We start from the raw sequence: 25,796 nt of genomic DNA on the forward strand, positions 1-25,796 counted from the left end.
TCGATCGCGATGTGCGGCTTGTCGCCGTCGTCGGTCGTATGTGCTGGTCAGGCCATGCCGATGGCGTGCAGCAGCTCGTCCACCTGCCGCTCCCAGGCGGCGGCGAGCCCGGCATTCCCGGTATGGCGCAGGCCGAACTTCTTCTGCGTCTCGAAATGCGCCGAGCTGCCGCGACCGAAGCTGGCGGCGACGCGCGGGCGCCAGTAGGCAAGTGCGGCGGCAATCTGCGGCCGGTTGGCCTGTTCCTGCAGCAATTTCCGCAAACCTTCCTCGCCAAGCTCCTTGTGCCGGCGCTCGCGCGGCAGGATGGCGCGGAAGATCTCGCCGAGCGGCTGGTAGGAAAGTCCGGCGAATTCCTCGATCTGGATCACCACCGCGTGACCCATCAGCACGTTCATCACGACCGCATCGAGCCAGCCCTGCAGCGGATAGTGCAGCACGGCGAGCCGCATGTCGGCGCCGTGACGAGCGGCGCCGAGATCGCTGTCGCGCGCCACGCGCTCGGCCCAGGGATGGTGGTTGGCGTAGCGCGAGATGTCGGCGCCGAACTCGCCCATCACGGCGAGAACGCGCTCGGCATGGTCGAGCTTCTCCAGCACGATGCGCGAGGCGGCGATGCGCTCCTTGATCCCCGGGCCCTGGTTGATGATGTCGGCGAAGCCGGCGGCGCCCGCCAGCTCGCTGTCGACGAAGGTCGCCATCAGCCGCAGCAACTCTCCACGATAGCGCGGCGGCGCGTTCTCGGGTGTGGTCAGCTTGCCGCCCTGTGCGAGATAATCCTCGAGCGGCATGGTGTCGGTGGCGTCACTGGTCATAGGTCACCACCACCCGGTCGGAGAGCGGATAGCACTGGCAGCTCAGCACATAGCCCTGGCGGACCTCGTAATCCTCGAGGGCATGGTTGGTCGCCATCTCGACCTCGCCCTCGACGACCATGGCGCGGCAGGTCGAGCAGACGCCGGCCTTGCAGGCATAGGGCGCATCGAGACTGGCACCGAGTGCCGCCTCCAGGATGGTCTGGCCGGTCTTGGCCATCTCGATCACACGGGTGGTGCCATCGAGCGTGATCGTCGCGGTGCAGGTCGCGGCCTTGCCGGTGTCGGCGGCGGTCCTGACGACGTGCTTGCCGCGGCGCGGTGCCGAGGCGAACAGCTCGAACTTGATCTGGTCGTCGCGCAGGCCGTGCTCACGCAAAGCCGCCGCGATCGCCAGCATCATCGGCTCGGGCCCGCAGATGAAGGCCATGTCGATGGCGGCGATGTTGATCCAACCCTTGAACAGCCTGGTGCATTTCTCGGCGTCGATGCGGCCGGAGAAGAGCTCGACCTCCTGCGCCTCGCTCTCCAGCACATGGACCACGTTGAAGCGGCCGAGATGGGTGTTCTTGATGTCCTCCAGCTCCTCGCGGAACATGATCGAACTGACCGAACGGTTGCCGTAGACCAGCGTGAAGCGCGATCCCGGCTCGCGCGCCAATGTCGTCTTGATCAGCGAGAGCACCGGCGTGATGCCGCTGCCGCCGGCGAAACCGAGGTAATGTCGTTTTTCTTCCGGCTTCAGCGGCACATGGAAGGCGCCCATTGGCGGCATCGCCTCGACCACGTCGCCTGGCTTCAATTCCTCGTTCGCCCAGGTCGAGAAGGCGCCGCCATCGACGCGCTTGATGCCGACCTTGAGAATGCCCTCGTCCTTGCCGGCGCAGATCGAATAGGAGCGGCGCAGCTCCTCGCCCTCGAAGTCGCGGCGGAAGGTCAGGTACTGCCCTTGCGTGAAGTCGAAGGCGGCGCGGTCCTCAGCGCGCGGCGCGAGCGTGACGACCACCGCATCGCGGGTCTCGCGACGGATATCGGCAACCTCCAGCGGAAAGAAGCGTGCCATCAGATGCTCTTGAAGTAGTCGAAGGGTTCGAGGCAGTCGGTGCAGCGGAAATGCGCCTTGCACGGCGTCGAGCCGAACTGGCTGATACGCTCGGTCCGGAGCGAGCCGCAGCGCGGACATGAGACTTCGAGCGGCACCAGCGCGCCGGCACAGGCAGCCGTGCCCTCGACCGGCGGGGCGATGCCGTAGTCGCGCAATTTGGCGCGGCCTTCGGCGCTGATCCAGGCGGTGGTCCAGGCCGGCGACAATTGCCGCTTGAGCCTGAGCTTCTCGATGCCGTGCTCGCGCAGGCCGCGTTCGATCTCGAAATTGATCACGCCGGTCGCCGGGCAGCCGGAATAGGTCGGCGTCACCGTCACCTCCAGCAGGTCGCCGGCCCAGGCGACGTCGCGGATGATGCCGAGGTCGACCAGCGAGATCACCGGGATCTCGGGATCGGGGATATCGCCGAGCCAGGACCAGATCTCGGCAATGGCCGGGCGGGAGATGGTGGCGGCGTCCATCAGCGCCTCCTCACCAGCGGGCGCCGGGATAGGCGCGCTGCAGGAACTGCATCTCGGCGAGGACGTAGCCGAGATGCTCGGAATGGACGCCGCGCCGGCCGCCCTTGTGGGCAAAGCTCTTCTCCGGCGCCTTCAGCGTCGCCTCGACCAGGGTCCGGCCGACATGCTCCTGCCAGGCGGCCTTCAGCGACCCGGGCTCCGGCGCGAGCCCGGCGGCCGCCAGCTCCTCGTCGAGCGCATCGGCAAGGAACATCTCGCCGGTATAAGGCCAGAGGAAATCCAGCGCCGCCTGCATGCGGGCATGGCTTTCCGCAGTGCCGTCGCCGAGGCGGACGACCAGATCGGCGCTGCGCTCCAAATGATAGGCGACCTCCTTGGAAGCCTTCTCGGCGATCTCGGCGATGCGCTTGTCGGCCGAGTTCATCAGCGCCTTCAGCAGCGGCAGATGCCAGGCGTCGAACAGGTACTGCCGCATCAGCGTGCGGCCGAAATCGCCGTTGGGCTGTTCGACCAGAAGAAGATTGCGATAGCCGGACACGTCGCGCAGGAAGGCGATCTCATCGGGCGTGCGGCCCTTGCCCTCGGCCTCGCAGGCGAGCCCGAGCCAGAGCTGGGTCTGGCCGATCAGGTCGAGCGCGGTGTTGGCGAGCGCGATGTCCTCTTCCAGAGCCGGGGAATGGCCGCACCACTCCGAATTGCGATGGCCGAGGATCAGGCAGTTGTCGCCCATGCGCAGTGCGAACTCGGCGACCGCTGAGGAAACCGCAGAGGAAGAGGCCGGGGCGCTCATCACATGTGCCCCACTTCGTCCGGCACGTCGAAGAAGGTCGGGTGCCGGTAGACCTTGGCGTTGGCCGGGTCGAACAGCGGGCCCTTGTCGGAAGGCGCACTGGCGACGATGTCGGCCGAGCGCACCACCCAGATGCTCACGCCCTCATTGCGGCGCGTATAGACGTCGCGGGCATTCAGGATCGCCATCTCGGCGTCGGGCGCGTGCAGGCTGCCGACATGGCGGTGGTTGAGGCCGTGCTGGCCGCGGATGAAGACCTCCCAGAGGGGCCATTCGCTCGACATTGCTTGCTCCCTTCCGCTACCGGCGCGTTACTCGGCGGCGATCCTGGCGGCCTGGCGTCGTGCCGCCTGCTTGCTGGCATGGGCGGTGAGGCCGTCGCGGAACCAGGCGCCGTCGTTCCAGGCCTTGCGGCGCGCCTCGAGCCGCTCGCGATTGCACGGACCCTCGCCGGCGATCACCGCGAAGAACTCGGTCCAGTCCGGCTCGCCGAAATCATGGCCGCCCTTCGCCTCGTTCCACTTCAGCGCGGGATCGGGGACGGTGAGGCCGAGATATTTGGCCTGCGGCACGGTCTGGTCGACGAATTTCTGGCGCAGCTCGTCATTGGAATCCTGCTTGATGTTCCAGGCCATCGACTGGGCCGAATGCACCGAGGCATCGTCCGAGGGGCCGAACATCATCAGCGACGGCCACCACCAGCGGTCGAGCGCGTCCTGCGCCATCGCCTTCTGCTCCGGCGTGCCCTTGCTGAGCACGGTCATGATGTCGAAGCCCTGGCGCTGGTGGAAGCTCTCCTCCTTGCAGATACGGACCATGGCGCGGGCATAGGGCCCGTAGGAGCAGCGCTGCAGCGGCACCTGGTTCATGATCGCGGCACCGTCGACCAGCCAGCCGATCGCGCCGATATCGGCCCAGCTCAGCGTCGGATAGTTGAAGATCGAGGAATACTTCGCCTTGCCGGAGTGGAGCTGCTCATACATCTGGTCGCGGCTGATGCCGAGCGTCTCAGCCGCGCAGTAGAGATAGAGGCCGTGGCCGGCCTCGTCCTGAACCTTGGCGAGCAGGATCGCCTTGCGCTCCAGCGTCGGCGCGCGCGTGATCCAGTTGCCCTCCGGCAATTGGCCGACGATCTCGGAATGGGCGTGCTGGCTGATCTGGCGGATCAGCGTCTTGCGATAGTCCTCCGGCATCCACTCCTTCGGCTCGATCTTCTGGCCGGCATCGATGCGCTCCTGGAAGGCGCGCTCCTGCGGCTCCATCTCGTCGAGGCTGCGGACCCGCTTCGCCTCGGTCTTGACCATCTGGGCATACATCGGCCTGCCTCCTGTTCCGCCTCGCGCCTCAGACGCGCTCGAGGATCACTGCAATTCCCTGCCCCACGCCGACGCACATCGTGCAGAGGGCGAAACGCCCGCCGCTGCGCTGGAGCTGCCACATCGCCGTCGTCGCCAGCCGGGCGCCGCTGGCGCCAAGCGGATGGCCGAGCGCGATCGCGCCGCCATTCGGATTCACCTGCGGGGCATCATCCGGCAGGCCGAGCTCACGCAACACTGCGAGCCCCTGCGCCGCGAAGGCTTCGTTCAGCTCGATCACGTCCATCTGGCCGAGTTCCAGCCCGGCGCGTTGCAGCACCTTGCGCACCGCCGGCACCGGGCCGATGCCCATGATGCGCGGCGCGACACCGGCCGCCGCCATGGCGACGACACGGGCGCGCGGCGTCAGGCCGTTCGTCTTCGCCGCCTGCTCGCTCGCGACGATCAGCGCCGCCGAGCCATCATTCACGCCCGAGGCGTTGCCGGCGGTCACGCTGAGATCGGGGCCGTTGACGCCTTTCAGCTTGGCCAGCTGATCGAGCGTCACATCCGGGCGCGGATGCTCGTCGCGATCGACGATGACGGGATCGCCCTTCTTCTGCGGCACGGAGACCGGCGCCATCTCGTCGGCGAAGCGGCCGGCGGCCTGGGCCGCGGCCCAGCGCTGCTGGCTGCGCAGCGCGAAGGCATCCTGGTCGGCGCGCGAAACGCCGAAATCGGCGGCGACATTGTCGGCCGTCTCGGGCATGGAATCGATGCCGTAGGCCTTCTTCAGCTTCGGATTGACGAAGCGCCAGCCGATCGTGGTGTCGTAGACCGCATTGGCGCGCGAGAAGGCGGCATCGGCCTTCGGCATCACGAAGGGCGCGCGCGACATGCTCTCGACGCCGCCGGCGAGCATCAGCTCGCAATCGCCGGCGCGGATCGAGCGAGCTGCCAGCCCGAGCGCATCGAGCCCTGAGCCGCAGAGCCGGTTGACCGTCGTGCCGGGCACGTCGACAGGCAACCCGGACAAGAGCACGGCCATGCGCGCGACATTGCGATTGTCTTCGCCGGCCTGGTTGGCGCAGCCGAGAATGACGTCGTCGACCCCGGCCCAGTCGACGGAAGGATTGCGCTGCATCAGCGCCGTGAGCGGGATCGCCGCAAGGTCATCGGCCCGGACGCTCGAAAGTGCCCCGCCATAGCGGCCGACGGGCGTGCGAACCGCATCGCAAATGAAAGCGTCCGCCACGATCTCTCTCCCTGAAATCCGTCGTTTCGTTTTTATCAACCGACCGGTCGGTCATTTAATTGCACGAATTCAAGCGGAGATCAACTGGCTTGAACCGCGTACGCGATCGGTTTGGATTGCGCCGCGAACGGCCGGCGTACCCCTCGCAGCAGCTCAGCCAGGCAAGTCTCGACGCGGCCCTGCCCGGAGTGCCGCTCCTAGACATGGCCGCTGATCATCCGGCACCGTCGACGCAGCGCGAGACACCCGGTATTGATGCCGGCGTCGACAGGCACTGAGCAGGGCCGGCTGATGGCCGATGCCTCTGGCGGGCAGGCATGATGGACGACCCTGCCCTCGGCAGGGCAAGCGATGAGGGAGCGATGACGCGTAAGATTTACGACGGCCCCGAGGCCGCCCTGGACGGACTGCTGTTCGACGGGATGACGATCATGTCGGGCGGCTTCGGCCTGTCGGGCAATCCCGAGAGCCTGATCCCGGAAGTTCGCCGGTCCGGCGTGAAGAACCTGACGGTGATTTCCAACAATGCCGGCGCCGACGGCTTCGGCCTGTGGATGCTGTTGGAGACGCGGCAGATCAGGAAGATGATCGCGTCCTATGTCGGCGAGAACAAGCTGTTCGAGCAGCAATACCTCTCCGGCGAGCTCGAGCTCGAGCTCAACCCGCAGGGTACCCTCGCCGAGCGCATCCGCGCCGGCGGCGCCGGCATCCCGGCCTTCTACACCAAGACTGGTGTCGGCACCGTCGTCGCCGAAGGCAAGCCGGTCGAGGAATTCGAGGGGCAGCTCTACGTCCGCGAGACCTGGCTCAGGGCGGACCTTGCCATCGTCAAGGCCTGGAAGGCCGACACAGCCGGCAACCTCGTCTACCGGCGCACCGCGCGCAACTTCAACCCGAACATGGCGACCGCCGGCAAGGTGACCGTCGCCGAGGTCGAGGAGATCGTACCGGTGGGCTCGCTCGATCCGGAGGCGATCCACACCCCCGGCATTTATGTCGACCGCATCATCAAGAGCACGATCAACGAGAAGAAGATCGAGAAGCTCACCGAGCGCAAGAGGGAGACCGCCTGATGGCCTGGACCCGCGAAGAGGTGGCCGCCCGCGCCGCCAAGGAGCTGCAGGACGGCTTCTACGTCAATCTCGGCATCGGCATCCCGACGCTGGTGGCGAACTACATTCCCGATGGCGTCGACGTCACCCTGCAGTCCGAGAACGGCCTGCTCGGCATCGGCCCCTTCCCCTATGAGGGCGAGGCCGATCCCGATCTGATCAATGCCGGCAAGCAGACGATCACGATCCTGCCGAGCTCGAGCTTCTTCTCCTCGGCGGATTCGTTCGCGATGATCCGCGGCGGCCATATCGACCTGACCATTCTCGGCGCCATGGAAGTGGCTGAGAATGGCGACATCGCCAACTGGACCATCCCCGGCAAGATGGTGAAGGGCATGGGCGGCGCGATGGACCTCGTCGCCGGGGTCAAGAAGGTCATCGTGGTGATGGATCACGCCAACAAGGCGGGCGAATCCAAGGTTCTGCAGCGCTGCTCGCTGCCGCTGACCGGCGCCGGTGTCGTCGATCTCATCATCACCGACCTGTGCGTCATGGCTTGCGACAAGGTGAAGGGCGGGCTCACCCTGATCGAGCTCGCCCCCGGCGTCAGCCTCGACGAGGTCAAGGCCAAGACGGCCGCCTCCTTCGCTGTCGCACCGGCCCTGGCAAAGGCAGCCTGAAACCGAGGCTGCCTCGACCGGCTCGAGATCATCGATCTTGAGCCGGTATCTCTCCCCTTGTCGCGCGTCGACGATGCAACGTCTCGTGAAGAGAAACCTGGGATCGGCATCGAACGCGCCTGATCCCCGGCGCCCGCTGGTTTCAGGGATGAGACGCCCGGTGCCGTGAAATGATTGCGCAACTGTCCTGCGGGCGGCAACGCCCTGGCCGGCAGACAGCTGCGAGATCCAAGTATTATGGAGCCTGGACTGGAGCGGGCGAGGGGAATCGAACCCCTCTAGCTAGCTTGGAAGGCTAGTGCATTACCACTATGCTACGCCCGCGAACCCTGAGACCTTCAGTTTCTTGGTCTACTCTTTATTGTCTCGCCGTCAAGCGAAAGCGGCGTACTCCGTAGTCGAGCCTACCGCGGTCGCCGCCGCAGAGGCCGCCAAATTCCTTATCCGGCCGGCGAGTGTCAACCCACCTGCACGGAATATGAACTCGCCTTGCCGGGCGTTGCGACCTCGGAGCGGCGATCTCAGCCATCGCTCATGGCGTGCTTGCCGAGCCAGATTGCGGCGCCCGTGAACGCCCCGAGGGCGGCTCCACCGGCCAATGTCCCGAATGCGAGGGCGCCGGCTGCGGCAACGGCGAGACTGAAAAACGCGATTCCCATCATCCCTCTCTCCGACGGCTAGCCGGGCGAGGCCAGGGCGGTCGTCCGCCCTCATTTGGGGGCGAAAGGGCGATATTCGAGTCCTCGGCGCCAGAATCCCCCCAAATGGGGGGCGAACAGCTCCGCCTATGCCGCTAGGGCATGAGCGGGGGAACGACATGTCAGTGCTCGACGATCTCTATTGCCCGTTCAGGTCCGATGCGATCGCGGCCGTTCCGATACAGCTCGCGGCGCTGCTTCACGCCACCGGCCTGCTCGCGCTGCTCCTGCTCCAGCCCTGACTCGCCTCGCCTCGCCTTCCCTGGCGGCCTGACGGCGCTTCCGGCACGGCCGCAAGGCCTCTGTCGCATCCGAGGTTTCCAGCCTAGCCTTCGCCGGAGGAAATGCGAGGAAGCCATGCCGAGCTATGTGGCCTTGTTGCGAGCGGTGAATGTCGGCGGAACCGGCAAGCTCGCTATGTCGGACCTGAAGGCGATGTGCGTGGCCGAGGGCTTCGCCAAGGTCACGACCTATATCGCCAGCGGCAATGTCGTGTTCTTTGCCGAGGGCAGCGAAGCAGAGGTCAAGGCGGCGCTGGAGCGGCGGCTCCGGGATCAGGCCGGCAAGCCGGTCGGCGTGATCGTGCGCACCGATGCCGAGATGGCCGAGATATTGCGGGCCAATCCCTTCCCGGATCACCCGCCGAACCGGGCCGTCGCCATCTTCCTCGACGAGACGCCGCTCGCCGGCGCGCTCGACGACGTCCGCAGCCGCGCCGATGAGGAACTGCGGCTCGGCCGACGGGAAATCTACGTCGCCTACGGCGCCGGAATGCGCGACTCGAAACTCAAGATCCCGGCTGCGGCCCATGGCACAGCCCGTAACCTCAACACGATCGCGAAGCTCTCGGCGATGGCGGCGGCGATCTGATCCCGTGCCGCCGCGCCTGTGCCATTCGCCCTGGCGGCGGCGCGTTCCTGAATCTCGGTGCTCGCCGGGTGAATAACCGTGTCTATCAACGAGGGCTTGATCACGATCGCTTTTGCGGCTGTCCTATCGAAAAATCCCGTCGTTCCTTTTGCGGCCAGACGGCGCCTGCGCGTCCCTGACGGCCCTGGACTGCAGTGTGGCGCCCAATTGCCGGCATTCTGCGACACGCATCGGCACCGATGACTTGCCAAGGAGGGAAGATGACAGAGAAACGCACGGAGCTTCCAAGCCGGAAGCGCATCCCGATCGGTGGTCTCGCCTGCGGCCTGCTGCTGCCGCTTCTCCTGGCCGGCTGCGGCGGCGGTGAGGGTCCGTCATCATCGGGTGGCAGTGTCGCCGCGAGCGCCCCAGCCCCGTCCGGGATCACCCGCGATGCGCTGGTCGGACGCTGGGGCATCGCCTCCTATCACACCGACAAGGATCGCAAGCGCACCGAGGCGGAAGCGCGCGGGCAGTGCAAGCAGCCCTATGTGATCAGCAACGGGCCGCATGACGGGGTGATGATGCATGTCGCCGACGACCCCAAGCCCTATGAGCTCCGGCTGAAGGCAGGGGTTGGCGGCAAGGCCTATCTCGGTTTCGAGGCGCCCGCCGGCGATCCCCAGGACCGCGAGATCCTCTCGCACAGCAAGTCGATGCTGGTGATGCGCTTCGTCGATGCCGACGCGCAGCGGCGCTACGGCACCTTCATCTATTCCCGTTGCGGCTGAGGGGGCCACGAGCCATGAGCACAACCCGTATCACCCTGCACGGCCTCCTGGCCCTGGGATTGGCAGCACCGCTCTTTGCCCTAGCTGGCATCGCCACGGCGCAGCCGCGCCCGCCCGCAGCGCTGCAGGAGACGATGGACATCGGCGACGAGCCGGGCCGCGTCTCGACCGAGGAGGTCAGCATCAGCGATGGCCCCTATGCCCGCCAGATGGTGCTGTTCCGCTCGAACGAGGCGCCGGGCACCGTCGTGATCCATTCGGCGGAACGCTTCCTCTATATCGTCCAGGGCAATGGCCGGGCGCTGCGCTACGGCATCGGCGTCGGGCGCGAGGGCTTCACCTGGTCCGGCCAGGTCCAGGTCAGCCGCAAGGCCGAATGGCCGGACTGGCGGCCGCCGCCGGAGATGCTGCAGCGCCAGCCCTATCTGCCGCGCTTCATGGCCGGCGGCCCCGGCAACCCGATGGGCGCGCGCGCCCTCTATCTCGGCTCGACCGTCTTCCGCGTCCACGGCACCAACCAGCCCGAGACGATCGGCCAGGCGATCTCGTCGGGCTGCTTCCGTCTCGCCAATGGCGACATCGTCGATCTCTATGACCGCGTCCCGGTCGGGACCAAGGTCATCATCCGCCACAAGGCCACGCTGTGACCGGCCCTGCCGCGTCCGCCGACATCCGGGAGGAGAGGAGCGCCATGTTCAAGGCCTCGCAGATTCGTTCGTGCAATCTCGGTCTCGCCGCCCTCGGGGCGCTGGTGAGCCTGTCCATGGCTCCCGCCGTCGCCGGGACGCTCGATATGGTCAAGCAACGCGGCACGCTGCAATGCGGCGTCAGCGAGGGCGTGGCGGGTTTCTCCGACAAGGACGCCCAGGGCAATTGGCAGGGCTTCGATGTCGACTTCTGCCGCGCGGTCGCGGCCGTCGTGCTCGGCGACAAGGGCAAGGTCACCTTCACGCCGCTCTCGGCCAGCGAGCGTTTCGATGCGCTGAAAGGCAACAAGGTCGATCTGCTGGCGCGCAACTCGACCTGGACGCTCGGCCGTGAGGCGCAACTCGGCCTCGCCTTCGCCGGCATCACCTATCACGACGGTCAGGGCTTCCTGGCCAAGCGCACGCTCAACGTCGACAGCGCGCTGTCGCTCGACAAGGCGAAGATCTGCGTCGAGGCCGGCACCACCACCCAGCTCAATCTCGGCGACTTCTTCCGCGCCAATTCGATGAGCTATGAGGAAAAGGCCTTTCCGGGCGCGGCCGAGGCGCTGTCCGCCTTCCAGTCCGGGCAATGCGATGTCCTCACCCGCGACCAGTCGGCGCTGCATGGCGAGCGCCTCAAGCTGGCCAGACCGGCGGATGCGGTGGTGTTGCCCGACGTGATCTCGAAGGAACCGCTCGGCCCCGTGGTGCGCAGCGACGACTTCGCCTGGTTCACCGTGGTGAAATGGACGAACTTCGCGCTGGTCAACGCCGAGGAGCTCGGCATCTCGACTGCCAATGTCGAGGAGGCGCTGAAATCGCAGAAGCCGGATGTGCGCCGCTTCACTGGCGCCGAAGGCGAGTTCGGCAAGGCCCTCGGCCTCGAGGCCGACTGGGCGATCCGCGCGGTCAAGGCGAGCGGCAATTATGCCGAAGTTTATGAGCGCAATCTCGGCACCGGCTCGAAGCTCGCCATCCCGCGCGGCCTCAACCAGCTCTGGAACATGGGCGGCGTCCTCTACGCCCCGCCGCTGCGGTAGCGCGCCGCGCACTCGGTCCCGCACCTGATTGCCGGGTGCGGGCGTGGCGCCGAAAAGCTGAAAGAACACAGCGCCAGAAAAGCAAGGTGGTGGGGGAAGCAGGACTCGAACCTGCGAAGGCATAGCCAGCGGATTTACAGTCCGCCCCCTTTGCCGCTCGGGACATTCCCCCGCCTTGCCGCAGGCCACCCCGAGGGGCTGGCCGCAACCGCCTGTTTCACTTTTGTGAAAGGCGGCAGGCGCGGGCGGACTTATGAGGAGAGGGCCGCCGCCTGTCAACGCCTAAAAGCCATCTAACGACAAGCAATCGTCCCGACGCGGCGTTCAGCCCTGCGGCCAGTTGGCGCGATGGCGCCGGCGCCAGGCCAGCGCGGCAGGGACGAAGGCCCGGAACGGCGTCTCCTGCGGCCGCTCGATCGCATCGGCGAGATCGGGCGGCGGGTGAATCAGGCTGCGCACGCCATGGCGATGCGCCCAGACCGGCAATTCGCCCTGGCGGACGAACATGGCCACGACCTGCCTGACCAGCGCGCTGCGCAATGCCCGCGCGCTGCCGACGGGCCGCGCCACCACGCAGAAGCGCGCGAACGGATTCGGATGGCTCTCCTCGCCCTCCAGGCAGAAGATCACGCCGCAACGGTCGGGACGCGCCTCGTCCGGCATGGCGTCGATCCTCCGCCACAGGCAGAACCAGCGCCGGCAGATCTCAGGCCGCGTCGCATGGATGCCGCAGCCACGACCGGTGTTGTGACGGCACATGATGCCGGCCGGCTTGCCGACCTCGGGATCGACGATGCGCAACACCTCGCAGCAGGCGACGCAGTCGCCGCAATCGCGCCCGGGCACCAGATGGTTCAGCGTCCGGCCCGAGCGCATCGTGCCGGCCTCGGGGCTTTCCGCCATGACGCGCCTCCAAGGCTGCGGCGAATGCCCGAGCCTAGCGCGGATCCTTACCCACCGGAAGCGAGGCCGCGGACGCGGTCCAGCACGAAGGCAACGCGCGTCTCGACATCCGCGCGCGGCAACTCGATCAGCTCATAGCCATGCTCGTGATAGGCCGCTGTCACCGCCTCATAGGTGCGCTCGGCCTCGGCGAAATCCTGCTTGCGCTCGGCATCCTGCGCATAGATCTCGCGCCAGGGGGGCGCCGCGAACACGATGCGAGCATAGCGGAAGGCATCGGCCGCCCGGCAAAAATGCTCCGGCACCGGCAGCCCGCACAGCCGCAGATAGCCGATGCTGTCGGGGACGCCGCGATCGAAGAAGACCGGCCCCGCGCTCGTCTGCGCTTCGCCATGGGAGCGCAGATCGAAGCCGAGCATCAGCTCGGCGAAGAGCGCACGATCGCGCCAGGGCAAGGCCGGACCATCTATCGCGAGCTGGTCGCGGATGATTGCCCGCCCCGCCTCCGGTGCGATGGTATGGCCAGCAGCCGCCAGCGCGGCCAGCAGCGTCGTCTTGCCGGCGCCGGGTCCGCCGGTCAGCACGAACAGCCGCTCATCAGTCTTCGTCATCTGCAGTGTCTCCTTGCGATAAGCGATGAAAATCCCGCTTCCCGGCCTTCGGGCTGGCCAAGCCGGCCGCGTCGTGGCAGGGCATGGCGTCATCTTTCCGGAGCCATGATGTCCGCCCCGTCCCGTCCCCGCCCCCAGAGCCGCCATGGTCACCCGCATCGGGACGGCCCGCCGCCGCACCGGCCCGGCGAGATCGACGAGGCGATCCTCTATGGCGCCCACCCGGTAATCGAGGCGCTGCGCAATCCGCGCCGGCGCTTCCGCAAGCTGCTCGCCACCGAGAACGCACTGAAGCGCCTGACCGAGGAGGTCGGCGAACTGCCGCTCGTGCCGGAAATGGTGCGACCCTCGCAGATCGACCGGCTGCTGACGCCGGACGCCGTGCATCAGGGGCTCTATCTCGTCTGCGATCCCCTGCCCTCGCCCGATCTCGACAGCCTGCCGGACGATGCGATCGTGCTGGCGCTCGACCAGATCACCGATCCGCACAATGTCGGGGCGATCCTGCGCTCGGCCGCGGCCTTCGCCGTTGCCGCGGTGATCGTCACCATCCGCCATTCGCCGGCCGCGACGGGCGTGCTGGCAAAATCGGCCTCCGGCGCGCTCGAGCACGTGCCGCTGGTCGCGGTGAAGAATCTGGGGGATGCGCTCGACAAGCTCGGCGAGCGCGGCTTCCTGCGGCTCGGCTTCGATTCGGAGGGGGACGTCTCGCTCGACGAGGTCCCGCTGCGCCGCCCGCTCGTACTGGTGATGGGCGCCGAAGGCAAGGGCCTGCGCCAGCGCTCGCGCGAGCTCTGCGACCATCTCGCCCGGCTCGACATGCCCGGCGCGATCAAGAGCCTCAACGTCTCGAACGCGACCGCGATCGCGCTCTATGCCGCGACCCGGCGCGGCTAGGACGAGGTTTCAGCGCCGCGCCACCTGGCCGTCGCTGCTGAAGCGCATGACCCGCACCACCGGGCGGCCATTGCGCGTTTCGATCCGGTACAGCACCGGATCGGCCTCCGGCGGCCGCCGAATGCCGATCGCGACGGGTACGGAGGCGTCCCTCGCCTGCGGCGGCTCGCTCACCTCCGGCTGCACGATGATGACCCGCTGCTCGCCCGGCCAGCCAAAATTGCCGGGATAACCACCGCCGTAGAAGCCGGAGCGGCCAGGATGGATGTGGCCGGGCCGAGCCGCCGGCCGCATTGGCGCGAGCCGTGGCGCGGGAGCGGATACTCCGCCGCCAGGCGCCGACACGAAGCCCGGCGCAGCCTCGGCGGGAGAACTCGCCGCGCACAGTCCGGCGAATGTTGCGAGCAAAGGAAACCGCGCACCGAGCTTCATGACCAACTCCTCGCGCCCCTCAGCAGCCAGGCGGGCGCCCGGCCGACATGGTTAGCGAAAGGTTAGCGGCTCGACCGCTGCAAGGCGAGTCACGCGGTCGGATCAGCCCGCCGCATGCTCAATACTTCGTCTTACGCCTTTCGGTGCAAGACCAAGTGCTCGGTTGAAGATTGTCGGGGCTGGACGCATTCGTAACCCATCAAACTTGGCTTTTCAAAGGCCTTTGCCCTGAGTCGGTCTTTCGCCGGCTCCAAGCGAAGAACCGCCATGAAGGCGGCGTGAGGGTGCAGCGGGTGGTCCGTCGCATCCGGGGGAACGATAAGACGGGAGCGCTTCATGAGCATGGCACAAGCATCCGGGGCGGCTCAGCCGCGCCCGATGACCAGGGAGGAAAGGAAGGTCATCCTGGCCTCCTCCCTGGGTACGGTCTTCGAATGGTACGATTTCTACCTCTACGGCTCGCTCGCCACGATGATCGGCGCGCACTTCTTCTCGGCCTTCGATCCGAACACGCGCGCCATCTTCGCCCTGCTCGCCTTCGCCGCGGGCTTCCTCGTGCGCCCGTTCGGCGCGCTGTTCTTCGGCCGGCTTGGTGACCTGATCGGCCGCAAATACACCTTCCTCGTCACCATCGTGATCATGGGCGCCTCGACCTTCCTGGTCGGCCTCTTGCCCAGCTACGCCACGATCGGCTGGATCGCGCCCGTCGTCCTGATCGCGCTGCGCATGCTGCAGGGCCTGGCGCTCGGCGGCGAATATGGCGGCGCCGCGGTCTATGTCGCCGAGCACGCCCCTGTCGGGCGCCGCGGCTTCTACACCTCCTGGATCCAGACCACGGCGACGCTCGGCCTGCTGCTGTCGCTGATCGTCATTCTCGGCATCCGCACCACCATGGGCGAGGCCGACTTCGCCGCCTGGGGCTGGCGCATTCCCTTCCTCGCCTCGATCTTCCTGCTCGCGATCTCGGTCTGGATTCGCCTCCAGATGCAGGAATCGCCTGCCTTCCAGAAGATGAAGGCGGAAGGCACCGGCTCGAAGGCGCCGCTGTCTGAGGCGTTCGGCCAGTGGAAGAACGCCAAGATCGCGCTGCTCGCGCTGTTCGGCCTCACCGCCGGCCAGGCCGTCGTCTGGTACACCGGTCAGTTCTACGCGCTGTTCTTCATCCAGAGCATCCTCAAGGTCGACCTCTACTCGGCGAACGTGCTGATCGCCTGGTCGCTCATCCTCGGCACCGGCGGCTTCATCGTCTTCGGCGCGCTGTCGGACAAGATCGGCCGCAAGCCGATCATCCTGGCCGGCTGCCTGATCGCGGCGCTGACCTACTTCCCGCTGTTCGGCGCGCTCACCAAGGCTGCCAACCCCGGCCTCGCCGCGGCGCATGCCAACGTCAAGGTCCAGGTCGTCGCCGATCCCGCCACTTGCGGCTCGGTCTTCGATCCGGTCGGCGTGCGTACCTTCACCCAGCCTTGCGACGTCGCTCGCCGCACGCTGGCCACGCAGGCGATCGTCTACACGCAGGCCCCGGCCCCGGCCGGCACGCCGGCCAAGGTCACCGTCAACGGCAAGGACGTCGCGATCGACGGCACCTTCGCCGCGAACATCGCCAAGGAAGCAGTCGCGGCCGGCTACCCGGCGGCGGGTGATGCCCGCATCGTCAAGACCGGTTTCCTCGGCGCGCTGTTCAACGCGCAGTCGCTGACGATCATCGCGATCCTGACCGTGCTCGTCATCTATGTGACCATGGTCTACGGCCCGATCGCGGCGGCGCTGGTCGAGCTCTTCCCGACCCGTATCCGCTACACCGGCATGTCGCTGCCCTACCATATCGGCAACGGCTGGTTCGGCGGCCTGCTGCCGGCGACCTCCTTCGCCATGGTGGCCGGTACCGGCGACATCTACTACGGCCTCTGGTACCCGATCGTGATCGCGATGATGACCTTCGTCATCGGCATGCTCTTCGTGCCCGAGACCAAGGATCGCGACATCCTGACCCACGACAACCCCTGATCCTCTCAGGCCGGATCGGCTTGGCCGACCCGCGAGCCCCGCCCGAAAGGGCGGGGCTTTTGCGTTGTGCAGTCGACGGTGCAACGCATCCGCACAAGCTGACATTAACCCGATTGGGCAAACATGCTGACATGTCGGATGAGCTGGGAGGCCTGATCATGCCGGACACCAGACGCAGGCATCGCTGACGACGTCGCGATGGACCTTGCAACCCTCTGGTATCTGACGCTCGGAACGCTGGTCGTGGCGACGGCGATGACCCTCTGGGAGCGGCAGGCGCACGCCCAGCGGTCGCGGGAGCTCGGCCTCTGGGCAGCGGCCTATGGCGTGTTCGCACTGGGCTGCATCCTCGCCATGAACCGCAGCCTGCTCCCCGGGGTCGCCGGCCCCGCCCTCACCAATCTCGTCATGGTGCTAGGCTATGCGATGGTCTTGCAGGGCGTCCTCGCCCTTGATGGCAAGGGCTTGCGCACCACGCTGCTGATGGGCTTCCTCATCCTTCTCGGAGCGGCCTGGTTCATCGGCGGCGCCGAGATGGGCAACATCTTCTGGAACCATATCGCCGCGCTGCCGATTACAGTCATTTGCGCCCTGACTGCCCTCGCCCTTTATCGCAGCCGCACCGCCAGCGGCCTGCGCTCCCGCCCGGTCGCGATCGTCGTCTTCGCCTGCCACAGCCTCACCTATGCCATCCGCGCCTTCGTCGTGCCGGTGGCGGTTGCGGTCTATGGCGAGGGCGCATTGGCCATCGTCGCCAAGGTGACGATGTACGAGGCCGTGCTGTTCACCGTCGCCATGCCGATGTCCCTGATCGCCCTGGTACGCGAGGAGGATCAGGCACAGCTCCAGGCGCGCACGCGAACCGACTTCCTGACCGGCGTTCTCAATCGCCAGGGCTTCTTCGAGCTCGGCTCCGAATGCCTGCGCGAGCCGGAGGATGACGTTTCACATTCGCTGCTCGCCTTCGACCTCGATCACTTCAAGGCCATCAACGACACGCATGGACACGAAGCTGGAGATCGCGTGCTGAAACTCTTCGCCGGCGTCGCCAGCGAAGCCGCAGGGTCCGGTGCCATCACGGCCCGTCTCGGGGGCGAGGAGTTTGCGGTCCTGCTGCCGGAGACGGGCGCAGGGGACGCACGCGAGATCGGCCTGACCATAGCCCGGCGCTTTGCCGAAGCAGCAGCGCGACGTGACGGCCTGGCGATCGCGGCGACCGTCAGCATTGGCCTGGCAGAGGCGAAAGCCGGCAAGGTCGACCTGACCGAGCTCCTGGCCGCGGCCGACCGTGCCCTCTACCGGGCCAAGATGCTGGGCCGCAATCGCATCGAGAGCGCGATCGCCGAGGCAGCCTGAGCGCGCCGGCTCATGGTCGCGACGCTCCGCCCGCTCGCGCGACGACCAGGGCCGGCAAAAGATGGCCCCGTAGCCTGTCACGACGCGGCCGGAGGCATAACGCGGCATTATAGCTGGTCGCAAACAAAGCATATGAAGCTTGAGGAGGGACGATCTAAGGCTCTGGCACGACCCGCCACTCCAGCGGGTCGGCCTTGGCGAAAGCCACGCTCGAAGACGGTGTCGGCCGCCCACAGGCCGGCATGCGCCCGAGCAGGGGCCCCTCAACCTTACACAGACCAGGACTGCTCGTGCCACGTATCGTCACTGTCGCTGCCGCCCAGTTGGGCCCGATCCAACGGGCTGATAGCCGCAAGCAGGTCGTCGACCGCATGATCGCGCTGATGGAGGCGGCCAAGGCGCAGGGCGCGACCTTCATCGTCTATCCGGAACTGGCACTGACGACCTTCTTCCCGCGCTGGTATTGCGCGGATCGCGCCGAGGCCGACCCTTGGTTCGAGCCTGCCATGCCCGGCCCGGACACCCAGCCGCTCTTCGACAAGGCGCGAGAACTGGGCCTCGGCATGAGCTTCGGTTATGCCGAACTCACGCCTGAGGGGCGTCATTTCAACACCTCGATTCTCGTCGATCGCGCTGGCTGCATCATCGGCAAATACCGGAAGATCCACTTGCCCGGCCATGTCGAATTCGACCCCGAGCGGACCCATCAGCATCTCGAGAAGCGCTATTTCGAGCCGGGCGATCTCGGCTTCCCGGTCTGGGATTTCGAAGGCGGCCTGTTCGGAATGGCGATCTGTAACGACAGGCGCTGGCCCGAGACCTATCGCGTCATGGGGCTGCAGGGCGTGGAGATGGTCGCGCTCGGCTACAACACCCCGGCCGCGAACTCGCAATCCGCGAACGAGACGTCCGCGGACCGCCTGTTCCACCATCGCCTGTCGGTGCAGGCCGGCGCCTACCAGAATTCGACCTGGGTCGTGGCCGTCGCCAAGGCCGGCAGCGAGGACGGGCATGACCTGATCGGCGGCACGTTGATCGCTGCGCCGGACGGCAAGATCGTCGGCGAGCTGGACCACGAGGACGACGGCGTGCTCGTCCATCCCTGCGACCTCGACGAGACCCGCTTCGGCAAGGCGACGATCTTCGATTTCGCCAGGCATCGCCGCGTCGAGCACTACGGCCTGCTCACAGAGCGCACGGGTGTCGGCGCGCCGCTCGGCAAGGCCTCCCCCGGAAAGACGAAGGGCGCCTGAGCCCTCCGCGGCTGCTTCACCGGAACGGATCGAACGGCGTCGGGAAGCGCCCCGTCGGCGCGATCTCGGCATAGGGGCCGCGCGCCAGCAACTGCCCCTGCCCCGGTTGGGCCAGCACGCGCTCGCCGTCGAAGACCAGGCGGCCACGCTGATAGGTGGCGGTCGGATAACCCCGGACCGTCATGCCCTCATAGGGCGTGTAGTCGCTGCCATGGTGCTGCAGGGCGTTGGTCAGGGTCACCTGCCGCGTCGGGTCGAACAGCACGATATCCGCATCCGCCCCGACGGCGATGGACCCCTTGCGCGGCGCCAGCCCGAAGCGCCGGGCCGGATTGGTCGCGACGAGATCGACGAAGCGGCGCAGGTCGATGCGCCCTTTCGCGACGCCTTCCGAGTAGAGGATCGGCAGCCGCGCCGCGAGGCCGGGCACGCCGTTCGGGATCTTGTTGAACGGCGCGGTCTCGCCGTGCTGCTTCTTGCCGCGCGGATCGTCATAGCGCAGCGGCGAATGGTCGGACGAGACGATGTCGATGACGCCGTCCCGCAGGAACTGCCAGAGCGCCTCGCGATCGGCGGCGGACCGCAGCGCCGGCGAGATCATGAACTTGGCGCCCTCGAAGCCCGGCCTGTCCATATCGGCGGCGTCGAGCACGAGATATTGCGTGCAGGTTTCGGCCCAGGCCTTCTGGCCCCGCGTCTGCGCCCGCGCCACCTCCTCGCCCGACTGCGCGCCCGAGACGTGGAAGATCTGGATCGGCGTATCCAGCGCCTCGGCCAGCGCCAGGATGCGGTGCGTCGCTTCGCGCTCGACCACCATCGGCTTGGCCCAGGCGAGATGGCGCGGCGCCGTCAGCCCGGCGCCCAGCAGCGCCTGCATCAGCCAGCCGATCAACTCGTGATGCTCGGCATGGACGCAGACCAGCGCGCCGGCTCGGCGTGCCGCAGCGAGCGTCTGCAGGATCTGCGCGTCGCCCAGCCGGTTGCTGTCATAGGTCATGAAGATCTTGACCGAGCGGTGCCCGGCCTCGACCAGCGCCGGCAGCTCACGTTCGAGCACCTCCGGTGTCGGGTCGTTGACCAGGAGATGGAAGGCGTGATCGATCCGCGCCAGCTTGGCCTTTTCGGCATAGGCGGCGACCGCGCCGGCCAGCGACCCGCCCCGGACCTGCGGCGCATGGCAGACGACCGTGGTCGTCCCGCCCGCCGCGGCCGAGGCCGTGCCGCTGGCGAAGCCGTCGGCGATCTCCGCGCCCGAGGAAAACGGCTGGTCGAGATGGACATGGCTGTCGACGCCGCCGGGCAGGACGAGAAGGCCCTGCGCGCCCACCTCCTGCCGGCCGCGCGGCAGCCTCTCGCCGATCGCGGCGATCACGCCGTCGGCGATGCCGATGTCGAAGACTCCGATATCGCTGGCGGTCACGGCCGTTCCACCGCGGATGACGAGATCGAAATCGCTCATGGGCTTTCTCCCGCGGCGGTCGCGGCGCCGGATGGTTCTAGGCTGCCGACATCGCGGTGCGGTTCTGCAGCCGCGAGACCAGCCGCACGAACGGCCAGAACATCAGGAAGTAGACGATCGCCGCCGCGATCAGCGGTGTCGGGTTGTAGAGCAGCCCCTGGGCGAGCTGGGCCGAGCGCAGCAATTCCTGCAGGGCGACGGCCGAGGCGATCGAGGTCTGCTTCACCAGCTCGACCGTGTTGCTGATCAGGTCGGGCAGCACGTTGCGCGTGCCCTGCGGCACCACGACATAGGCCATGCTCTGGTACCAGCTCAGGCCGGTCGAGCGGGCAGCCTCGCGCTGGCCCTTCGCCACGGATTCGATGCCGGCCCGGAAGATCTCGGCGAAATAGCTCGAGCCGTTCAGCGTCAGCGCCAGCACCGCCGCGGTGAACTCGTTGAGCTTCAGGCCCAGGAAAGGCAGGCCGAAGAAGATGAAGATCAGCAGCACCAGCGGCGGGATCGCCCGCAGCACGTCGACATAGGCGATGAGCAGGAAGCGCAGCAGCCGGCTCGGCGCATCCTGGGCCATGGCGATGGCGATGCCGGCAAGCACCGAGAGCGGCACGGCGACGGCCGCCAGCGCCAGCGTCATCCAGAAGCCCTGCAGCAGCAGCGGCCAGACCTGCCTGAGCACGTCGAGGTTGAAGAAGGTCGTGACGAGCTCGTCCATCATGACCTCGGATGGGCATAGGCCTGTTCCAGCCAGCGCGTGAAGCGCACGAAGGGCAGGAACAGCAGGAGGAAGAGCAGCGCGCCGACGGTCAGCGCCGTCGGATTGGCCACGTTGGACTGGATGCTGGAGGTCACGTTGAGCAGTTCGGGCACGGCCACGACCGAGCCCAGCGTCGTGCCCTTGCTGATGCCGATGGCCCGGTTGGTCAGCGGCGGGATCGAGATGCGCACCACCTGCGGCAGGATGATGTAGGCCAGCGTCTGGGTGAAGCTCAGGCCGGTCGAGCGCCCGGCTTCCCACTGCCCCTTCGACACGGCGTTGATGCCGGCCCAGAAGATCTCTTCGGCGAACGCCGAGAGCACGATCGCCAGCGCCAGCACCGTCGCGGTGAAGGGCTCCAGCACCAGCCCGAAATAGGGCAGCGCGAAATAGGCCAGCACGATCAGCACGAGCTGCGGGATCGAGCGGAAGAAATCGATGTAGAAGATGATCAGCCAGTTCAGCGGCCGGATGCCGTAGAGCCTGAGGATCGCGAGCCCGAGGCCGAGCGGGATGCCGATCACCACCGTCAGGATCGACATCTGAACGGTGATCAGGAAGCCGCGCAGGATGTCGGGCCAATAGGCCGACATCAGCTGGAAGTCGAAGAAGTAGCGGACGATCTGGTCCATGGGCGCCGGTCAGCCGTGCGAGCGCATCACGAAGTCGCGGATGCGCTGGTGCTGCGGGTTGACCAGGATCTCCTGCGGCGTGCCCTCGGCCAGGATCGCGCCATGGTCCATGAAGACGACGCGGTCGGCGACATCGCGCGCGAACTTCATCTCATGCGTCACCACGATCATGGTCATGCCCATCTCCTTGGTGCGGACCATGACGTTGAGCACTTCGCCGACGAGCTCGGGATCGAGCGCCGAGGTCGGCTCGTCGAAGAGCATGACCTGCGGCTCGAGCGCCATCGCCCGGGCGATGCCGACGCGCTGCTGCTGGCCGCCGGAGAGCTGGGCCGGATAGGCATCGGCCTTGTGCGCCAGGCCGACCACTTCGAGATGATGCCGGGCCTTGCGCTCAGCCTCGTCCTTGCCGAGGCCGACGACCTTGCGCAGCGCCAGGGTGACGTTCCCCAGCGCCGTCTTGTGCGGGTAGAGGTGAATGCCCTGGAAGACCATGCCGATCCGGCGGCGCAGCAGGTTGAGATCGACCTTGGGACCGGTGACCTCCTGCCCGCCGACGCGGATCGTGCCAGCCGTCGGCTCCTCGAGCCGGTTGATGCAGCGCAGGCAGGTGCTCTTGCCCGAGCCGGACGAGCCGACGATCACGACGGCCTCGCCCTTGCCGACCGCGAGATCGACCCCGCGCAGCACCTCGACCTCGCCGAAGCTCTTGCGCAGCCCGTCGATCGACACGATCGTCTCGGCAGGCGCGGCCGGCATCGCGGGCTGCGCGCTCACTTGCACTCCGTCTTGCGCGGGGCCGCGTCGTAGCCTTCGAAATCGGGCGCGCCGGTGCCCGGATAGATCTTCGCCGTCGACGAGGCGGCATCCGGCTTCACGCCGAACCATTTCTCATGGATCTTCGCGAGCGTGCCGTCGGTCTTGATGCACTCCAGCGCAGCCTCGACCTGCGCCCGGAAGGCAGCGTCCTCCTTGCGGAAGGCGATGCCGAAATTGCGGCCGCTATCGAGCACGAAGGCGACCTCCGCGGTCGGTGTCTGGGTGGAGACGTAGCGCGAGACCGGCGCGTCGGCGACATTGGCGAAGGCGCGGCCGATCATGACCGCCTGCACCGCATCGGCGTTCTTGTTGTAGCGCTGGATGGTGAAGCCGTATTTCGCCTCGTTGTCGGTCAGCCACTTGTCCGAGATCGAGCCGTTGTTGACGGTCAGCGCCTTGCCCTTCAGCTCTTCGAGGCTGGCGATCTTGCCGCCCTTCTTGACCAGGAAGCCGAGGCCGGTCGGCATATAGGGCTCGCTGAACAGCATCTGGGCCGCGCGCTCGGGCGTGATGTTGGTCGGCGCCGGGATCATCTCGTAGCGTTTGGAGAACAGGCCGGCGAAGATCGCCGAGAAGTTCGAATCCGTCACCTCGACGCCGGGGCGGCCGAGCTTCTGGGCGAGCGCAGCGGACATGTCATAGGTGAAGCCGGTGGTCTCGCCGGCCGGGGTCTTGAAGCAGAACGGCGCGAAGCCGAGATCGCAGGCCACCTTGAGCTTTTCGTTCTGCGGATGGTCCGCATCCTGGGCCATGGCCGGCATCGCGATGAGGGCAGCCAATGCCACGCCCCTGATGGCGGCGCGCACCATCCCCGTCGAATTCAGTGTCATGCTTCCCGCTCCCGTTATGCGACGGCCTCGCCGCGATTGTCGCGCCCCTGTTTTCGCGACGATCCGGCCACGTCTGAGAGCGAAGCCTAACAGGGCAAAATCATGCCCTGCCAATCATTTGTTGTCGGGCTCCCATAACCTGATGTTAAGCGCTTTCCGGCGCCTCGGCCTCCTTGCTCGTCGGCATGGGCGGCACCAATCCGCGCAGAATGTCGACGAAGGCGTTCGCCGTCCGCGAGAGCGGCTCGAAGCGCGGCGTCAGCAGATGGGCGCGCACCCGCGTCTTGGGCGCGAGCGGGCGCGAGACCAGCTCCGGCCAGGTCCGCCCGCGCAAGACGAACTCGTCGACGACAGCGATGCCGGCGCCCGCCCGTACCATGGCGCAGGCGACGGGCGTGAAGCGGACGACGGTGCTGATCCGCAGCGGCGCGGACTTCAGGGTGAGCGCCCGTCCGACGACGTCGCCATAAGGCGTCTGCGGTCCGAAGCCGATCAGCGGATAAGGCACGAGATCGGCCGGACGGATCACGCGCAGCCGCGCCAGCACGTGATCGCGCGGCATGATCACCATGAGGCGCCCCTCGGTCAGCACCTCCATGTCGAGCGTCGGCTCGTCGATCGGCAGGATCGAGACGCCGAGATCGGCCCGCCCGCTGACGATCTTGGCGATGATCTCGAGCAGTGTCAGCACCTCGAATTCGACGCGCAGGTCGGGGAAGCGCTCGCGCAGCCGGGCGATCGCATCGGGCACGAGCGCCTGGCCGACGCTCGGGCTCGCGACGATCCGCACGGAGCCGGTGCCGCGCTCGCGCAGTTCGTCGGCGAGCTCGTTGACCCGGACCACGCCCTGATGGACCTGGTCGACCTCCTGGAACAGCCGGCGCGCTTCGGGCGTCGGCTGCACGCGGCCGCGCACGCGCTCGAACAGGCGCAGCGCCAGCCTGTCCTCGGTATAGGCCAGCAGGCGGCTGATCGCGGGCTGCGAGACGGCGAGCAGCCGGGCCGCGCCGCTGATCGAGCCGGTGATCATGATCGCCCGGAAGACTTCGATCTGGCGGAGATTGAGGCGCATGACAATAACATCCGATTATGGGCGGACGCATAATAAGCATGATTCATTTGGCGGATAGCATTCTAAGCTCGGCCTTGCGTCGGCAATGACCGGCGCCGCGACCACGGGACGAGGCCGGCCGATGAGACGCTTTCTGACGATGAGGGATGTCGAGGCAGCCGTGGCCGGCGGTTCGGTCTTCGCAGCAGGCGGAGGCGGCTGGGCGGACCATGGCCGCATGCTCGGCACCGCCGCCGTCAACACCGGCAGGCCCGAGCTCGTCACCATGGACGAGATCCCCGACGACGCCATCATCGCAACTGCCGCCGCCATCGGCGCACCCGCCGGCACGACCGAATGGGAGATGTGGGGCATCGACTACGTCAAGGCCGTGCAGCTGCTGCAGGAGGCGCTCGGCAAGCCGGTCTATGGCCTGATCATCGGCCAGAACGGCATGTCGAGCACGTTGAACGCCTGGCTGCCCAGCGCCATCCTCGGCGTGAAAGTCGTCGATGCAGTCGGCGACATCCGCGCCCATCCCACCGGCGACATGGGCTCGATCGGCCTCGCCAACAGCCCGGAGGCGACGATCCAGGTCGCGGTCGGCGGCAACCGCGCCAGGAACCAGTACATCGAGCTGGTGACGCGCGGCGCCACCGCCAGGATCTCGCCGATCCTGCGCACCGCCTCGGACATGTCGGGCGGCTTCATCGCCTCCTGCCGCAACCCGGTCCCGGCAGCCTATGTCCGCAAGAACGCCGCGCTCGGCGGCATCTCGATGGCGCTGGCCCTGGGCGAGCGCATCCTCGCGGCGAAGCCGAAGGGCGGCGCGGCCGTGATCGATGCGATCTGCGACCAGACCGGCGGCACGATCATCGCGCGCGGACAGGTGGCCAGGAAGGATGTCCACTACACCAGCGAAGCCTTCGACATCGGCACGATCGAGGTCGGAACCGGCGAGGCCGCGCGCATCATCCACGTGATGAACGAGTACATGGCGGTCACCGATCGCGACGGCGCGCGCCATGCCTGCTTCCCGGACGTCATCACCACGCTGGACGGTGACGGCCAGCCGGTCAGCGCCGGCCATGTCCGCGAGGGCATGGAGCTTTCGGTGCTGCGCGTGCCCAAGGACAAGATCCCGCTGAGCTCCAGCGTGACCGATCCCAGCGTCTATCCGATCGTCGAGAAGGCGCTCGGCATGAACTTCACCGACTACGCGCTCCGCCGCGAAGGCTGAGCAGCGCAGACGCTTTCCGCCCTCCCCCGCAG

At 67.2% G+C, this 25,796-nt stretch carries 29 protein-coding genes and 2 tRNA genes; 12 read left to right on the forward strand and 19 right to left on the reverse strand.

All coding sequences use genetic code 11. The annotated features are described in order from the left end of the window. Positions 1-47 precede the first annotated feature (47 nt). Genes ACWIGM_RS02580 through pcaF form a run of 7 tightly spaced genes read right to left on the reverse strand, consistent with a single transcriptional unit; the run spans position 48 to position 5,721 of the window. Entirely contained in the window at positions 48-815 is a 768-nt protein-coding gene (locus ACWIGM_RS02580) for a Phenylacetic acid catabolic protein (RefSeq protein ID WP_454024362.1), read from the reverse strand. After that, positions 805-1,878: a 1,2-phenylacetyl-CoA epoxidase subunit PaaE gene (paaE, locus tag ACWIGM_RS02585; protein ID WP_454024363.1), complete on the reverse strand. Its 1,074-nt coding sequence runs from the start codon at positions 1,876-1,878 to the stop codon at positions 805-807. Before paaE ends, ACWIGM_RS02580 begins: the two co-directional genes overlap by 11 nt. Beyond that, positions 1,878-2,381 (reverse strand): 1,2-phenylacetyl-CoA epoxidase subunit PaaD, encoded by a 504-nt coding sequence (paaD, locus tag ACWIGM_RS02590; RefSeq protein WP_454024364.1) that lies wholly within the window; start codon positions 2,379-2,381, stop codon positions 1,878-1,880. The genes paaE and paaD overlap by 1 nt, the downstream gene beginning before the upstream one ends. Positions 2,382-2,391: 10 nt before the next feature. Next, the gene (paaC, locus tag ACWIGM_RS02595) at positions 2,392-3,171 is read right to left on the reverse strand and encodes a 1,2-phenylacetyl-CoA epoxidase subunit PaaC (protein WP_454024365.1); all 780 of its coding nucleotides are present in this window, start codon (positions 3,169-3,171) and stop codon (positions 2,392-2,394) included. Continuing rightward, positions 3,171-3,455 carry a 1,2-phenylacetyl-CoA epoxidase subunit PaaB gene (gene paaB / locus ACWIGM_RS02600; protein WP_038360406.1) on the reverse strand — a complete coding sequence of 95 codons (285 nt, stop codon included), beginning with the start codon at positions 3,453-3,455 and terminating at the stop codon, positions 3,171-3,173. Before paaB ends, paaC begins: the two co-directional genes overlap by 1 nt. Before the next feature lie 27 nt (positions 3,456-3,482). Continuing rightward, positions 3,483-4,487: a 1,2-phenylacetyl-CoA epoxidase subunit PaaA gene (gene paaA, locus ACWIGM_RS02605; RefSeq protein WP_454024366.1), complete on the reverse strand. Its 1,005-nt coding sequence runs from the start codon at positions 4,485-4,487 to the stop codon at positions 3,483-3,485. 28 nt (positions 4,488-4,515) lie between these two features. Next, entirely contained in the window at positions 4,516-5,721 is a 1,206-nt protein-coding gene (gene pcaF, locus ACWIGM_RS02610) for a 3-oxoadipyl-CoA thiolase (RefSeq protein ID WP_454024367.1), read from the reverse strand. Positions 5,722-6,083: 362 nt separating this feature from the next. Between pcaF and ACWIGM_RS02615 the strand changes: the two genes are divergently transcribed. Beyond that, positions 6,084-6,794, forward strand: coding sequence for a CoA transferase subunit A (locus tag ACWIGM_RS02615; protein ID WP_454024368.1), 711 nt, complete (start codon positions 6,084-6,086; stop codon positions 6,792-6,794). Further along, complete coding sequence (locus ACWIGM_RS02620; RefSeq protein WP_454024369.1) at positions 6,794-7,453, forward strand: 3-oxoacid CoA-transferase subunit B; 660 nt, start codon at positions 6,794-6,796, stop codon at positions 7,451-7,453. The genes ACWIGM_RS02615 and ACWIGM_RS02620 overlap by 1 nt, the downstream gene beginning before the upstream one ends. A 250-nt stretch (positions 7,454-7,703) precedes the next feature. Here ACWIGM_RS02620 and ACWIGM_RS02625 read toward each other — a convergent pair. Continuing rightward, positions 7,704-7,777, reverse strand: a tRNA-Gly gene (locus tag ACWIGM_RS02625). Between the two features lie 197 nt (positions 7,778-7,974). Continuing rightward, a complete protein-coding gene (locus tag ACWIGM_RS02630; protein WP_454024370.1) occupies positions 7,975-8,115 on the reverse strand; it encodes a hypothetical protein in 141 nt (46 codons plus the stop codon). A 155-nt stretch (positions 8,116-8,270) separates the two neighbouring features. On the opposite strand from ACWIGM_RS02630, the gene ACWIGM_RS02635 reads away from it, so the two are divergent. The 5 genes from ACWIGM_RS02635 (at position 8,271) to ACWIGM_RS02655 (ending at position 11,520) form a co-directional block, all read left to right on the forward strand. Then, positions 8,271-8,393, forward strand: coding sequence for a hypothetical protein (locus ACWIGM_RS02635; RefSeq protein WP_454024371.1), 123 nt, complete (start codon positions 8,271-8,273; stop codon positions 8,391-8,393). A gap of 115 nt (positions 8,394-8,508) precedes the next feature. After that, entirely contained in the window at positions 8,509-9,021 is a 513-nt protein-coding gene (locus tag ACWIGM_RS02640) for a DUF1697 domain-containing protein (RefSeq protein WP_454024372.1), read from the forward strand. A 260-nt stretch (positions 9,022-9,281) separates the two neighbouring features. Continuing rightward, on the forward strand, positions 9,282-9,791 hold the full coding sequence (locus ACWIGM_RS02645; protein ID WP_454024373.1) for a hypothetical protein: 510 nt from the start codon (positions 9,282-9,284) through the stop codon (positions 9,789-9,791). A 14-nt stretch (positions 9,792-9,805) separates the two neighbouring features. Continuing rightward, positions 9,806-10,438: a L,D-transpeptidase gene (locus ACWIGM_RS02650; protein ID WP_454024374.1), complete on the forward strand. Its 633-nt coding sequence runs from the start codon at positions 9,806-9,808 to the stop codon at positions 10,436-10,438. A gap of 44 nt (positions 10,439-10,482) precedes the next feature. Beyond that, entirely contained in the window at positions 10,483-11,520 is a 1,038-nt protein-coding gene (locus ACWIGM_RS02655; protein WP_454024375.1) for an amino acid ABC transporter substrate-binding protein, read from the forward strand. Positions 11,521-11,607: 87 nt separating this feature from the next. On the opposite strand, the gene ACWIGM_RS02660 is transcribed toward ACWIGM_RS02655, so the two are convergent. The 3 genes from ACWIGM_RS02660 to ACWIGM_RS02670 form a co-directional block, all read right to left on the reverse strand. After that, positions 11,608-11,692: transfer RNA gene (locus ACWIGM_RS02660), tRNA-Tyr, on the reverse strand. A 152-nt stretch (positions 11,693-11,844) separates the two neighbouring features. Continuing rightward, entirely contained in the window at positions 11,845-12,423 is a 579-nt protein-coding gene (locus ACWIGM_RS02665; RefSeq protein ID WP_454024376.1) for a hypothetical protein, read from the reverse strand. A 47-nt stretch (positions 12,424-12,470) separates the two neighbouring features. Continuing rightward, entirely contained in the window at positions 12,471-13,034 is a 564-nt protein-coding gene (locus tag ACWIGM_RS02670) for an AAA family ATPase (protein ID WP_454024377.1), read from the reverse strand. Positions 13,035-13,139: 105 nt separating this feature from the next. Here ACWIGM_RS02670 and rlmB point away from each other — a divergent pair, with 105 nt between their 5' ends. Continuing rightward, positions 13,140-13,931 (forward strand): 23S rRNA (guanosine(2251)-2'-O)-methyltransferase RlmB, encoded by a 792-nt coding sequence (rlmB, locus tag ACWIGM_RS02675; RefSeq protein ID WP_454024378.1) that lies wholly within the window; start codon positions 13,140-13,142, stop codon positions 13,929-13,931. Between the two features lie 9 nt (positions 13,932-13,940). Here the strand turns inward: rlmB and ACWIGM_RS02680 are convergent, their stop codons facing one another. Continuing rightward, positions 13,941-14,363, reverse strand: a complete 423-nt coding sequence (locus ACWIGM_RS02680; protein WP_454024379.1) for a hypothetical protein — start codon at positions 14,361-14,363, stop codon at positions 13,941-13,943. 336 nt (positions 14,364-14,699) lie between these two features. On the opposite strand from ACWIGM_RS02680, the gene ACWIGM_RS02685 reads away from it, so the two are divergent. The 3 genes from ACWIGM_RS02685 to ACWIGM_RS02695 all read left to right on the forward strand — a co-directional run bounded on the left by ACWIGM_RS02685 (position 14,700) and on the right by ACWIGM_RS02695 (position 18,979). Continuing rightward, the gene (locus tag ACWIGM_RS02685; RefSeq protein WP_454024380.1) at positions 14,700-16,370 is read left to right on the forward strand and encodes an MFS transporter; all 1,671 of its coding nucleotides are present in this window, start codon (positions 14,700-14,702) and stop codon (positions 16,368-16,370) included. Positions 16,371-16,568: 198 nt separating this feature from the next. After that, entirely contained in the window at positions 16,569-17,726 is a 1,158-nt protein-coding gene (locus ACWIGM_RS02690; RefSeq protein ID WP_454024381.1) for a GGDEF domain-containing protein, read from the forward strand. 290 nt (positions 17,727-18,016) lie between these two features. After that, positions 18,017-18,979, forward strand: a complete 963-nt coding sequence (locus ACWIGM_RS02695) for an N-carbamoyl-D-amino-acid hydrolase (protein WP_454024382.1) — start codon at positions 18,017-18,019, stop codon at positions 18,977-18,979. A gap of 16 nt (positions 18,980-18,995) precedes the next feature. Here ACWIGM_RS02695 and hydA read toward each other — a convergent pair whose 3' ends face one another. The 6 genes from hydA to ACWIGM_RS02725 form a co-directional block, all read right to left on the reverse strand. Then, positions 18,996-20,438, reverse strand: a complete 1,443-nt coding sequence (gene hydA / locus ACWIGM_RS02700; protein ID WP_454024383.1) for a dihydropyrimidinase — start codon at positions 20,436-20,438, stop codon at positions 18,996-18,998. Between the two features lie 37 nt (positions 20,439-20,475). Further along, a complete protein-coding gene (locus ACWIGM_RS02705; protein WP_454024384.1) occupies positions 20,476-21,150 on the reverse strand; it encodes an amino acid ABC transporter permease in 675 nt (224 codons plus the stop codon). Continuing rightward, on the reverse strand, positions 21,150-21,824 hold the full coding sequence (locus ACWIGM_RS02710) for an amino acid ABC transporter permease (RefSeq protein ID WP_454024385.1): 675 nt from the start codon (positions 21,822-21,824) through the stop codon (positions 21,150-21,152). The genes ACWIGM_RS02705 and ACWIGM_RS02710 overlap by 1 nt, the downstream gene beginning before the upstream one ends. A gap of 9 nt (positions 21,825-21,833) precedes the next feature. After that, positions 21,834-22,583 (reverse strand): amino acid ABC transporter ATP-binding protein, encoded by a 750-nt coding sequence (locus ACWIGM_RS02715; protein ID WP_454025432.1) that lies wholly within the window; start codon positions 22,581-22,583, stop codon positions 21,834-21,836. Between the two features lie 14 nt (positions 22,584-22,597). Next, complete coding sequence (locus ACWIGM_RS02720) at positions 22,598-23,473, reverse strand: substrate-binding periplasmic protein (protein WP_454024386.1); 876 nt, start codon at positions 23,471-23,473, stop codon at positions 22,598-22,600. A gap of 145 nt (positions 23,474-23,618) precedes the next feature. Then, the gene (locus tag ACWIGM_RS02725; protein WP_454024387.1) at positions 23,619-24,545 is read right to left on the reverse strand and encodes a LysR family transcriptional regulator; all 927 of its coding nucleotides are present in this window, start codon (positions 24,543-24,545) and stop codon (positions 23,619-23,621) included. A gap of 121 nt (positions 24,546-24,666) precedes the next feature. Here ACWIGM_RS02725 and ACWIGM_RS02730 point away from each other — a divergent pair, with 121 nt between their 5' ends. Then, entirely contained in the window at positions 24,667-25,764 is a 1,098-nt protein-coding gene (locus ACWIGM_RS02730; RefSeq protein ID WP_454024388.1) for a DUF917 domain-containing protein, read from the forward strand. Positions 25,765-25,796 lie beyond the last annotated feature (32 nt).

Source organism: Allobosea sp. NPDC055332, from assembly GCF_053645455.1.